At 58.0% G+C, this 12405-nt stretch carries 8 protein-coding genes; 3 read left to right on the forward strand and 5 right to left on the reverse strand.

Annotated features, from left to right (window positions below):
* Positions 1-91: 91 nt before the first annotated feature.
* Complete coding sequence (locus ACGY09_RS19305) at positions 92-826, reverse strand: tyrosine-protein phosphatase (protein ID WP_397569036.1); 735 nt, start codon at positions 824-826, stop codon at positions 92-94.
* Positions 827-1179: 353 nt separating this feature from the next.
* Here ACGY09_RS19305 and ACGY09_RS19310 point away from each other — a divergent pair, with 353 nt between their 5' ends.
* Together ACGY09_RS19310 and ACGY09_RS19315 are read left to right on the forward strand one after the other, a co-directional pair.
* A complete protein-coding gene (locus tag ACGY09_RS19310) occupies positions 1180-3273 on the forward strand; it encodes a hypothetical protein (RefSeq protein ID WP_397569037.1) in 2094 nt (697 codons plus the stop codon).
* A 191-nt stretch (positions 3274-3464) separates the two neighbouring features.
* The gene (locus ACGY09_RS19315) at positions 3465-3710 is read left to right on the forward strand and encodes a hypothetical protein (protein WP_373653320.1); all 246 of its coding nucleotides are present in this window, start codon (positions 3465-3467) and stop codon (positions 3708-3710) included.
* Between the two features lie 231 nt (positions 3711-3941).
* On the opposite strand, the gene ACGY09_RS19320 is transcribed toward ACGY09_RS19315, so the two are convergent.
* A complete protein-coding gene (locus ACGY09_RS19320) occupies positions 3942-5411 on the reverse strand; it encodes a B12-binding domain-containing radical SAM protein (RefSeq protein WP_397569038.1) in 1470 nt (489 codons plus the stop codon).
* Between the two features lie 523 nt (positions 5412-5934).
* Between ACGY09_RS19320 and adhP the strand changes: the two genes are divergently transcribed.
* Positions 5935-6966: an alcohol dehydrogenase AdhP gene (adhP, locus tag ACGY09_RS19325; protein WP_397571889.1), complete on the forward strand. Its 1032-nt coding sequence runs from the start codon at positions 5935-5937 to the stop codon at positions 6964-6966.
* A 664-nt stretch (positions 6967-7630) separates the two neighbouring features.
* Here adhP and ACGY09_RS19330 read toward each other — a convergent pair.
* The 3 genes from ACGY09_RS19330 to ACGY09_RS19340 all read right to left on the reverse strand — a co-directional run bounded on the left by ACGY09_RS19330 (position 7631) and on the right by ACGY09_RS19340 (position 12401).
* Entirely contained in the window at positions 7631-8899 is a 1269-nt protein-coding gene (locus tag ACGY09_RS19330; protein WP_397571890.1) for an AAA family ATPase, read from the reverse strand.
* Between the two features lie 1155 nt (positions 8900-10054).
* Positions 10055-10849, reverse strand: a complete 795-nt coding sequence (locus ACGY09_RS19335) for a hypothetical protein (protein WP_397569039.1) — start codon at positions 10847-10849, stop codon at positions 10055-10057.
* A gap of 307 nt (positions 10850-11156) precedes the next feature.
* On the reverse strand, positions 11157-12401 hold the full coding sequence (locus tag ACGY09_RS19340) for a HEAT repeat domain-containing protein (protein WP_397569040.1): 1245 nt from the start codon (positions 12399-12401) through the stop codon (positions 11157-11159).
* Positions 12402-12405: the final 4 nt, after the last annotated feature.

Here is a 12405-nt window from a genome sequence, read left to right on the forward strand (position 1 = left end):
CGACTGTAGTTCTCCAATACCTAAGTAGCGGACTGGCCCGCTAGCCTGAGCTCAGCTGCAAGTTCGTCAACGAAAGTTCTCCGGTGAAAAACTAGGAGACAGGTTCTGAGAGCAGGCTCGCTCGTACCACTTCTGCCCGATCAAACAGATCGTCGGCCCGTTTGTCACCAAGATGCTCGCGGACCCATTGATAGCCTCGGGAAAGCCCCGAACATCGCTTCGTGTTGTGAGCGTCTGAGGCCAGAATGGCTTCCGGGTAAGTCCGTAAAAATTGTTCCGCAAAGGCGTTGGCTTCAGGACCAAAATTACCGATCAGCGAATCAACGGTAATTTGCAGCCACGCACCCGCCTCAACCAGTGGCCGAACCAATTCCGGCTGTTCCCGAAAAAAGACGTGCCGCTCGGGATGAGCGACGATCGGTATCATTCCCTGACGACGGATCCACTCAACCAGTTCTGCCGCGTCACGAGGAAATAAATCGACGGACCAGTTGAATTCGAGCAGCGTGAAGGTCTTCCGGTCCCCTAGATGGCAAAAGACATCGTCTTCAAACTCACGCCGGTAGATGGTGGAATCGTAAACCTGGATTTCGGAACCGGGTAGCACCGTCAACGGGATTCCGGCCCCCTTCAATTCCTGGTTAAAGGCCTGGACGTGCGGCAGTACGTCAGCACGAAGCAAGTGAATCAGCCGATGACAATGAGGAGTCGCGGTAACCACTGTTACGCCATCCTCGACGTAGGCACGTGCCAGCTTCAGACTTTCCTGCAGGTCTCGCGGTCCGTCATCGACACCTGGCAAGATATGGCTGTGGAGATCAATCATTCCCGGGGCGGTCCGTCATTGAAAAAGTGAGCGTCATTCCGCTTCCGTCGTGCGAAAGAGGCCTCACATTGTAAATCACTTCGCATGCTCCTGCACATACGTCTTTCCGCAACAACTTTCAAAGGCATCCCTGCCCACCACCTGAGCTTCTGCCAGAATCTAATCGAGGCCTCAAACCACAACCATCATTTTCTCTCGTCGCACCACTGTCGCCAGACGCGATCCTTTCCAGGCCCAACCGAATGGAAAGGGGGGACCTGCGAGTGTACATTCGGGCCGACGCTGAGGGGGCGATTGTCCCTGGATCTGTTCGCAATGTTGTGCCACCCCTGTCAGTTGCCAGAGGAACAAGAATGTCGATTCCCTTCCGCAGTACCGGTTCAAGTAAGAACGTAGACCATTCCTCAAGCCCCCTCCGCAACAGCAATCCAATAGTTCCGACCGCTTTCGGATCCACCGCAAATCCCGTTTCCCTGGTACAGTGGTGTCTCTGTCTCCTGGTGGTCCTCGTGGGGCAGAGTCTGATTGCCGCGGATTCACCTCCCGCTGCTGAAGTCGCTGCAACGGACGAGGCGACTCGACGGTTGCAAGCGGAATTCACGCGACGACCGCACATCAATCCCGATTTACTGGCGGATGCTCGTGTGTTTCTCCGAGCGGCTGTCTGGGCTCAGCGGTATGACGGGCCGCTCACACCCGGTGATCGCGCCGTGGTGGATCAGGCTCTGGCGACCGGCCTGCATCGCCTCCAGCAACTTCAGAACAACCAGTCCCCCTGGACCAAGCGGAAAGGGAATCTTGTCCGCGGGTACGTCTCCGCCGTCGACGGCTCTGCGCAACCCTTCGGACTGATCATTCCCAAGGGCTATGACGGGTCCCGTCCCACGCGACTGGATGTTGTCCTGCATGGAAGCTCCAAGCCGGTCGGGATGAGCGAGCTTCGCTTCATGTCTCGATTCGGTCTGACGGACAACGCGGACGCAACAGGGCCCGACGTGGATTACATCGAGCTCCACCCCTTGGGGCGAGTCGAAAATTGCTACCGCTGGGCAGGTGAGACCGACGTGTTCGAAGCGATTGAAGCCGTGTGCCGCAACTACAACATTGACCGCGATCGAATCGTCCTTCGGGGGATGTCGATGGGGGCATCGGGCACGTGGCATCTGGGATTGAAGCATCCTGATCGTTTCGTCGCACTCGGTCCCTACTGCGGTTATGTGGATACTCATCGATTCTCGGAAACTCCGATTCCCTCATTTATCAAGGTCGGCCTACTTCCCGAATATCAGGAGTTGGGCCTGCATATGCTCGATTCCGTCGACTATGCAGCGAATGCCGGTGTCGTCCCCGCGATTGCCGCCATCGGCGGTCAGGACATCTTCTTTCAAGCTCACGTCATCATGGGTGAAACATTTGCAATGGAAGGGCTGCAAATGATCAACCTGATTTCCCCCGGGACGGGCCACGTGATTGATCCTGTCACGCATGCCGAACAGATGCGTCTGATCGGTATGCATGTGCACAAGGGGCTGGATCACACACCTCGTGAGCTGCGTTTTGTGACATGGACCCTCAAGTACAGTCGCTGTCACTGGATCGAGCTGCTCGGTCTGCAGCAGCACTACGCTCGAGCAGAGATCAAAGCCAGGATCCGGGATGACGGCAGTATCGACATCGCGACGCTGCAGAACATTACTCGCTTTGCCCTGGAACCACGAGTTCTTTCGGCCAAGGGAACCACGGTACGAATCGCCGGGCAGGAACTGCAACTTCCCGCTTCAAAACACCCTCTGGTCCTCGCGCTTCAGGAGGGGAAATGGGTCTGTCTCGGGGATCGACATGCGGTGAAACTCGCCGGTAAACGCCCCGGGTTGCAAGGTCCCATTGATGATGCCTTCAGTTCTCCTTTCCTCTGTGTACGCGGGACAGGGAAAGCCTGGAACCCCGAGATCCATGCGTGGACTGACGCCAGCCTGCGGCGGTTTGAGTACGAATGGGCTCGTTACATGCGGGGAGACCTGACCGTCAAAAACGATACCGAGGTGACGGCCGAAGACCTCCGTGACAAACATCTGATCCTGTTTGGTGATCCTGGCAGCAACTCCCTGATCGCCAAAGTTCTCCCCAGTCTGCCTCTCACGTGGACCCCTGAAACGTTGACTCTGGGAAACCGCGACTACGCGTCTGTCGGACACGCTCCTGCACTGGTCCACCCCAGCCCTCTGGCGGCCGATCGCTATGTGGTGATTAACAGCGGACATACCTTCCATGAAAAAGATTTCGCAGCGTTCAACTACTTGTTGTTCCCGCGGCAGGGAGACTGGAGCGTCGTTAAAGTGACGGACGGGGCGGAACAATGGCGACCATCGACTGAAGCCTTTCCCGAAGAGGTGATTCAAGCGGACTACTTTGATGAGAACTGGCAAACCTCCGTTAAAGCGAGATGATTGGTCGGTAATTGGGCCGGCTCCTGACCCTGTTGTTTGAGGAGTCGGCCTACGAATATGATCGGTGTCCGTGGGACGAATCCCAAAAACAAAAAAATTCTTGAACGTCCAGCAGGAAACAAATCAGACTGAATATCAAGGCCGCCGCAGGTGGTTGCGGGTCGTAGTGAGGAGTATCAAAGGAGCAGAAAATGGTTACCTACTACGTCGCCTCTCCGATTCGACATGCCCTGGTCACGGCAGAGAGCGAAGTCGATGCCTGGATTGCTGGCCATGCCGCACTCCACCGAATCCACACAGAACTGCTCGACCGGACCGGTGAAGATTTTCCTGTCGAGATCAGCCATGTCCGCCTGGCGACGCCCGAAGATATCGCCATCTGGCAGCGGTTGAACGAACCCCCCGTCGAATACACTCACGATTCGACAGGGATCTAGCCAGACCCACCGTCATGTTCTCCGATGTCTGCACTTGAGAGGTTGCTTTCCGGCAAGGCCTCTCAATCTCCCTCGTGGTTCATTGCGGGACGGAGGACTTCCGACTGTTCATAACGTCTTCGACGGAATCGCTCCTGGAGGGGCGATGGAAACACCGAGTTGGCCCCCTCGAAAGCTTCAGGTCGCCGGAGCGTCCCGCAGTGGCTGCTTGTCGTGGAAGCACCCTGATGTCTACATCAAGCCGTCGAGGGCTTCTGTGCCGCTCCGTAGCGGGCGACGATTGATCGAATGAATCACTTCCAGCAACCGCTTCTTCGCTCGTCGATAATCACGGGCCGCCAGCGCCGCATGGCGGTAGCTTGTCCGCTGGATAATTGGATCCTCTGCAATCGGCGTCAACTCGGGAATCTGCTGCGGTGATGCATGCACCCCCGCGTGGACAGGAGTCCCCGGAATGACGTTAAATGTGTTGAAGCGAATTCGATCGATGTGTTTGGCATGCTCTTCGAAGAACTTGCGCGTCTCGTCCAGATCGGCCGCCGTTTCCGTGGGAAACCCATGAAAGGCAGTGCAGCGTACGCTCAACCCAGCTTCGTAGGCATCGACCACGAATTGCCGGTAGTTCTCGATCAGCGACCCCTTCTTCATTCGATCGAGCAGTCGCTGGCTTGCCGTTTCAAAACCGAAACTGACTCGTCGCATACCGGCGTTCACAGCGGCGCGAAGATCCTCAGCCCTCAGACCGTTATCGGGGCGTTTATCGACGTGTACCGTGCCAATCCATTCGGCTCCGGGCACGGCTGACTGAATTCCCCCGACGATCTCTCGCCAGACCCGCACGTCAGAATTGAGCTTCAGATCGAGGAACAGGAAGTGACGGGCATCGTGCCGAGCGGCAAGTTCCCGCATCTCGTTCAGGACGACCGGGGCAGACCGGGTTCGAAAGGTTCGACCGTTAACGGAAACGACGTCGCTGCAAAAGACGCACTGACTCCAGCCGCAACCGCGACCCGACATCAGCGGGATCACCCGCACGCGATATTTGTCCCAGGGAAAGTCGGAAAAATCAGGGACGGGGAGTTGATCAAGTTCCCGCAGGGGTGGAGCTTCAGGGGCAACTCGACCGTTCGGCAAGACAATCCCGGGAAACTGAAGCAGGTCACCACCGGCGATGGCTGTACGAACCAGTTCCGGCAGGATGAGGTCTGCCTCACCCCCATAAATGGCGGTGAGACCGGGAACACTTCTCCAGGCGTCGGACGTCGCGGGGATATTGAAGACGGGGCCCCCCAGTAGCATCGGAATTCCCCGGTTTTGAGCAATCCGCCCAATCTCGACGACGGATGGATAGTGCTGCAGGTACGCTGACAGCAGTAGAATATCCGGCTTCTTCGCCAGCGCCCGATCGCACTCTGCCACCACCACGGGATGAGGCCGATTAATCCACCAGGACCGCATCCGCCTCGCCGTGTCTCGCATCCCCAGCAGGAATGGATTACTCGTCAGATGAAATCGACGAATCCAGTGGTCAATACGACCTTCCTGTTTTTCCCGCGCAACAGCCGGCACGCCATGAGACAGCGGACACAAGACGTCGACTTCGAAACCCGCTTTACGGAGTGATGCCACCAGCAGGCCGATGGCCAGTGTGGGGAACGTGGCGAAGTTGTTAAGGTCAACAATCAGGACTTTTTGCTTCATTCTCACGCCCCGCGGTCTGAAAAAGAAAGTAATCGGAACTGCTGCCCTTTGGCTGACGCCGCAATTCCTTGTATTGTCGAATATTCAGTGTACACGTGGGTCAACTTCGTACTGATATACCCATCAAAACTAGCTTAAGTCAACTCGCTATCTGACTCCCCGGAGATCCTCACTTCAGAGACTCCGCGATCTCAATCGAGCCCCGCAAGATAACCACCGCTCTGCGTTCGCGGTCTTCGAGGCTCGCGCTCTTCACTGCCGAGGAATCCAGGTTCCTGCTCGGTTTTGCGTCTGCGCGACTTCGGCAAGGATCCACAAAATGAATCGCTGGATATCTGACCACGTGATATCATGTCACTGGAAACTAACATGAGAATCATGCTGAGGCAGTATCAACAGAATCCGCATCTGTTCGTGATTATCGTTCCTGGCGACTGCTTCCTTTGACTGGCGTTATTGAGTCCAAAGCGACTGTCCGAGTCGCACTCTCAAATGTCTGCTCTGCCGTTACTACAGGAGTCTCATCATGGCGACGATGAAAGCCGCTGTCGTTCGCGATTTCGGAAAGCCTCTCCAGATTGAGGAACTTCCCGTCCCCGAGGTGGTGCCTGGCCAGATCCGGGTCAAGATCGAAACCACGGGGGTCTGCCATACGGACCTGCATGCGGTGCAGGGGGACTGGCCGGTCAAGCCGACGCTCCCCTTCATCCCCGGTCATGAAGGGGTCGGTTATGTTTGCGCAGTCGGCTCGGGCGTCAAGCATATTAAAGAGGGGGACTGTGTGGGGATTCCCTGGCTTCACACCGCGTGTGGTTACTGTGAGCACTGCCTCGGGGGCTGGGAAACTCTCTGTGAACGTCAGAAGAACTCTGGCTATTCGGTCAACGGAAGTTTCGCCGAGTACGTGATTGCCGATCCTAATTTCGTGGGGCGAATCCCCTCCGGCGTCGATCTGGTCGAGATCGCGCCGGTGTTGTGCGCGGGGGTCACCGTTTACAAAGGCTTGAAGGTGACCGATACACACCCGGGAAACTGGGTTGTTATCTCCGGGATCGGAGGACTGGGCCATCTGGCAGTTCAATACGCGATCGCCATGGGACTGAACGTCGCAGCCGTCGACGTGGACGATACGAAGCTGGAATTTGCTCAGAGGCTGGGAGCGAAAGTGACAGTTAACGCCCGTCACTGCGACCCGGCCGCCTACTTGACCAAAGAGATCGGAGGAGCCCATGGAGTCCTGGTGACGGCCGTCTCCCCGATCGCCTTTCAGCAGGCACTGGGAATGGTCCGCCGCGGAGGTACCATCTCGTTGAACGGACTTCCACCCGGAGAATTCCCGCTGGGAATCTTCGACATGGTGCTGCGAGGTATCACGGTTCGCGGTTCCATCGTCGGAACCCGTCTCGATCTCCAGGAAGCACTCGACTTCGCCGCAGCGGGCAAAGTGAAAGCGGTCACATCGCCGGAACCCCTCGAAAACATCAACAGCGTCTTCGAACGAATGCACCAGGGCAAAATCGAAGGCCGAATCGTCCTCGACCTCCGCCAGGCATGAGGAACGCGCATTCCTCGAAGTGACTGACCAACTGGGTTGAAGTGGCGGAACGGGATGTCGCGCCAGGCTGAGGCCCGGTTGGTCTCCAGTTCGTGCCGGTTCCAATCCGGTCTTGTGCATGTTGAGAGAGTGGACCGGCACTGTTCACAGTACCTGTCCCACTTTTTCAACGAGCACCGAGCGGCAGATTTTCTGAAATCGTCACCTGCCGCAACCCTCGGGTCCAGTTCCGGCAAAGGGACGAGTCGTCTCGAATTGTCAAAGAGCGAAAATCCAGCGATTCGGTTTGCGGCCCGTTACAAAGCCGTGGCAAGCAGATTTGTAAGAGCCTCAGTGGCTTCCTTCCACGCAAGCGATCGAGCACCAGATGACTGCATCAGGGAAGATCCTGTGCGGCCGTTGTAAACGGGACCCTGGGCCAGGTGTCGCAATCCGTTGGCCAGCCGGGCCAGTCGGCCAGAATCGCTTAAACTGTGATTATGACAGCACATGGGACTGGCCACCGACTGGCCAAAGCTTGGCCAGCTGGCCAGCCCGTTACCCTTTCCCCGCGTCCTGTTTCACCGAAAATCGTCGGCAAGTCCCCATCGTCCAGGCCCGCAGCAGGGGCCTCCCGCCGCTGTCTCTTCTCTCTCCGGATTCCCTCGCCGCGACCACCCATCAATCAATCGTCCCTCCCGGACTCACGATCTCCCACCGCCACTTCCTGAGTTTTGACTCGCCCGGTCTCGACTCCCTCCGCTCCTGCAGCGTGGGCAACGTCTCCCTCCGCAGGTTCATCATCTTCCTGATAGAGAAACCGATCGAGCGGCCAGGGAAGGTGCGGATTCACGACATCCCCCTCTCGTAACCTCCAGGCCCAGGAGTTTGTCCCGGGGATTCGCCACGAGTTTCCTTTCAACCCACAAAACGCCCGTCGCAATGTTCTTTCGCTGAAGCCCATCACATCCGCCGCGGACTTCACCTGCTTGAATTCATACATCTCCGTCTGCATGAAATCCCGCAGCCAGCACATCGCCCGTGCCAGCTCGCTGAATTCCTGCTCAAACAAGGGAAGTCGCTGCCGCTCCCGCATTTCGGTCTGAAACCGCTCGGCCGTCAGCCAGATCGGCCGGCGGTCCCATTCAACGCGACCTGCACTGAGCACAAAGGAGCGGGCAGGCGTTCTCTCAACCAGATTGGCTTTGACGGGCAACAGCAACCGACGTTCCGTGCGATCAGGATCACGGCCGATCCACCAAGCCGATGGAGCGACCAACTCCAGCGGTGTCAAACGGTGATTCCCAGCGGCTCTGGCTTTGGCGGGGCCGTTCACCACCAGCAAAATGGCGACCTGATTCGCGGCCGCAATGCCCGCCAGACGCTGCATCGTCAACAGCAGGGCCGTCCCATCGGAACGGCTCTGCTCAAACGAAGAATCCTGCAGGAACGGATCAATCACGATCAGTCGCAAGGAAGAACCCGCCGCGGTTCGTCGTTCGATCTCCTGTTCCAGTAGCGCCAGATCGTCCCTTAGCTGGAACGGTCGGCATCCGTTCCCTCGGCGATCCGCTTCGTTCGTGGGGATTCCCTGGATCACACGAATGCGGCGCATCTCTGTCCCGGCCGCCAGTAATCGCGGCCGCAGGACTTCCGCCATTTCATAGTCCGGCGAGATGAACAGCACCTCACCCCCGTCATCATCTCCGGTGTGAGCCGTTGATGAGGCATTCGACGCTCGTAAGCTCATCCGATCACCCCGCGTCACCGCAGCCGCCACATCGACCGCCACGAACGACTTTCCGATACCGGAAGAACCGGCCAGGCTCGTCACCATCCCCCGCGCCACCAGTTCACCCCACAGCCAGACAAACGGTCGAGCCTCAAGCTCCTCAACACACCGCGAAACAAACCCCTCCTGCACACCAGTTCCCAAGTCAGCCTCCGCATTCACGTCGGTCAAACACCCCTCTCGCCGCGACGGTTCCCCCCTCCTCACACCCTTCGCCGAATCACCTGAATGACAATGTTCGAGTTCCAAGCTCTAACCTCCTCCTCGTCTGAGCGCACCTTCAACCGCAGTTTTTCGAACGAACAGGCGATTGCAGAAGGGAACGCTAAAAAGAAGGGGCATGCTCGCCCCGGTTGCCCATCCCCGTCCTGCAACTTCCACCACGAGCAGTGTCAGCAACAAACACTCTGCGAACGAGACCAAACCTCCAAACGTTTGGAACAAAACCTCATCCCCAAAGAACTGGTGATCCAGGAAGAACAGGTGTCAATCCGTCACCCAGCAGGAACCCAGGCAGTTTCCCCCCCAAGATCCCTCCCCACGCCAACAAACCCCTCTCCCCGGACCCCGAGTCGGCCGGCAGCCACGACTGCCCCGCTAAGCCGCCCTCGCACCCAAACCACTCCGCTCTCCTCCGACCCTGTGTCGGTGGCAGCCACGACTGAGCGGCTAAGAGCAGAAAGCAGCCCCACACAAGAGCTCTCCTCCGACCCCGCGTCGGTGGCAGCCACGACTGAGCGGCTAAGAGCAGAAAGCAGCCCCACCCAAGAGCTCTCCTCCGACCCCGCGTCGGTGGCAGCCACGACTGAGCGGCTAAGAGCAGAAAGCAGCCCCACCCAAGAGCTCTCCTCCGACCCCGCGTCGGTGGAAGCAGCGACTGAGCGGCTAAGAGCAGAAAGCAGCCCCACCCAAGAGCTCTCCTCCGACCCCGCGTCGGTGGAAGCAGCGACTGAGCCGCTAAGAGCAGAAAGCAGCCCCACCCAAGAGCTCTCCTCCGACCCCGCGTCGGTGGAAGCCACGACTGAGCCGCTAAGAGCAGAAAGCAGCCCCACCCAAGAGCTCTCCTCCGACCCCGCGTCGGTGGAAGCCACGACTGAGCCGCTAAGAGCAGAAAGCAGCCCTACACAAGAGCTCTCCTCCGACCCTGTGTCGGTGGAAGCCACGACTGAGCGGCTAAGAGCAGAAAGCAGCCCCACCCAAGAGCTCTCCTCCGACCCTGTATCGGTGGAAGCCACGACTGAGCCGCTAAGAGCAGAAAGCAGCCCCACCCAAGAGCTCTCCTCCGACCCCGCGTCGGTGGCAGCCACGACTGAGCGGCTAAGAGCGATCAAGTGCGGCCTGGATCACCCCGGTGTCAAACTCTCCCACAGTCCCCACGTAGTAACTGAAAGAAAAGATCCGCCGCATTCCGTGAGCGTAGGCCAGGTTGTTCAGGTAGCCGAGTGCGATCTCTTCAGGGGACGAAGTCGCAGGAAAACCCGCCAGAAGATGCAGGTGGTCAGGCAACAACGCGAGGCGAGAGATCCGATGTCCCTTGGCATGAGCGATCCGAAGCACCATATCTCGGGTGCCAGCCAGTGCTTCTTCACGAACCTCATTCCAGCGTCCGGCATGCACCAGCACCAGGTGCATGTTGTAGAGGTACGCCCCATGTGCCGTCGTCTGTCTCTGCGACAGGTCCACCTCGGGGAAGGCCAGTTGAAATCGCTGCAGAGCGCTCTGAACTCGATCGTCGCCCATACGATGATGATCCAGTTGAGATGCCACGTACGCCTCGACCACCTCCCGTTTCGCATTGCCGATCGCCGCCAGCAGAAAATTCCTGCGGAACGCTTTCCGCGCCGTCTCTCGAACCAGGTGTTGCAGCCGTCCCTTCACAGACTTCACGATGGAAGGGGGAGCCACCTCCGGCCGTGTCGAGAGAAAGAACTGCCAGGTATTTCCATGGCGTGATTGCGCCTCAAGGATCCGCACACCGTCCTCCTCCACCTTCTGCCTGAGCTCTGACAGCCAAAGGTCCGAGGCGGGCAAGGGCTGGCCGGCGAACAGCGACAGCGACCACCGTAACTGATAGGCAGGAGTCACCGTCGCAGAGGTGTAGATCGGCTCCATAGCGGCTCAGTCGTTGCTTCCACCGACACAGGGTCGGAGGAGAGCTTCTTTGTTGGGTTTGTGCGGTTGTCTTTAGCGGTTCAGTCGTGGCTTCCACCGACGCGGGGTCGGAGGAGAGCTTCTTTGTTCGGGGTTTGTGCGGTTGTGTTAGGGGCTCAGTCGTTGCTTCCATCGACGCGGGGTCGGAGGAGAGCTTTATTCGTTGGGGTTGTGTGGCCGAGCGGGCGGCTCTGATACGTTTCCGGGTTTTCGACGTGTTCGCTCGGGTGAGTACGGCTGCACTTTGACGCACAACTGGAGTTGTTGTCTATTCAGACCGAAGGATCCGGATCAGAGCGAGTCGTGCGGCGCTGCGGAGTCGAGGATCGGATTTCGGATCGGACATCTTGCGGGGAGGGAGACGGGGGAGTGAGGAGTCTTCTTCTTCTTCTTCTGGCTCAGACGCCTTGGCTTCTGGTACGTGATCGACGATCGCCTTTAGCCCTGGTACGGCGTCCGCCGCTTCGGGGCCAATCTGTCCCAAGAGTGTCGCCGCAGCCTCGGCGATTGGTAAATATTCATCGTCTAACAATTCGATCAGCGCTGGAACGACGAGTGTGGTATTCCCTTCAATTTTCCATAGGGCTCGGCAGATCTCGAGTTTGGAATAATCTGTTGACGCAGGTAGCATTTCCTTGAGATCAGGAACAGCCGCCTTGGCAATGGGCCCCAGTTCTGCGAGTTGGGATGCGAACTTAGATGAGAACATGCCGCCTTGTTTGAACTTGTCAAGAATGATCGGTACCGCTTCGATGGCAGCCAGACCCAGGTCGGGTGCCAGGGAGATCGCGTCTTCCTGAACTCGATCATCGGGGTCAGACATGGCCTGGATAATCGCTGCTGCTGCAGGGGCATCGAAAGGGCCGTGATCTTGCAATGCACGAAGGGCCAGCGAACGTACCCGGGGATTGTCGTCCTGCAATCGCGCGACCAGAGCGACAACTCGGCTTGGATCCTTGCTGCCTCTTTCAAAGATGTCCTGAGGCCAACATTGCCAGCCAAGGACTAACATTCCCACCGTCAAGGTGAGGGGAAGCAAGAGAGTTCCCTTCGGCCCGAAGAGGTATCCGCCTGTCTTCGCGGAGGCATATGCCACACTCGTCAGCCAGATGCCCAGACCTCCGACCAGTAGTAAAAGTGCACTCGGCAGAAGCAGGATCAAGGGGATCGGCTCCCCTATGATGAGGATCACTGTGCAGACAGAGAGCACCAGGAGGAACTTACAGTAGAACTCAATCGACCAGGTTGCGGACCAGGTCCACAAACTATAAGCCACCGCCAGCACGACGAGTGCTGCCACTGCGACATCAAACAGGAAGGCCTGTGAAAAAAACAGAACAACATCGTCGTAGTAGTCTCGCCTGAAAGTGAGAGGATTTCCGTAGTCCTGGGGTCCGAACGAATAACCTTCGCTGTATGAAAAGAGATGGTACCAATCGAATAGGGACCAGGCGACGACCGCCAAAGTCGTCACCCATCTCAGCACCAATTTGAGAGAACCGACCTCACGCATTCGC

The organism is Schlesneria sphaerica (assembly GCF_044336245.1).
GTDB lineage: Bacteria > Planctomycetota > Planctomycetia > Planctomycetales > Planctomycetaceae > Schlesneria > Schlesneria sphaerica.

What these genes read in the sequence shown, in the direction of transcription:
- ACGY09_RS19305 (WP_397569036.1), bottom strand. Translation starts at nt 826, where the DNA reads ATGATTGATCTCCACAGCCATATCTTGCCAGGTGTCGATGACGGACCG.
- ACGY09_RS19310 (WP_397569037.1), top strand. Translation starts at nt 1,180, where the DNA reads ATGTCGATTCCCTTCCGCAGTACCGGTTCAAGTAAGAACGTAGACCAT.
- ACGY09_RS19315 (WP_373653320.1), top strand. Translation starts at nt 3,465, where the DNA reads ATGGTTACCTACTACGTCGCCTCTCCGATTCGACATGCCCTGGTCACG.
- ACGY09_RS19320 (WP_397569038.1), bottom strand. Translation starts at nt 5,411, where the DNA reads ATGAAGCAAAAAGTCCTGATTGTTGACCTTAACAACTTCGCCACGTTC.
- ACGY09_RS19335 (WP_397569039.1), bottom strand. Translation starts at nt 10,849, where the DNA reads ATGGAGCCGATCTACACCTCTGCGACGGTGACTCCTGCCTATCAGTTA.
- ACGY09_RS19340 (WP_397569040.1), bottom strand. Translation starts at nt 12,401, where the DNA reads ATGCGTGAGGTCGGTTCTCTCAAATTGGTGCTGAGATGGGTGACGACT.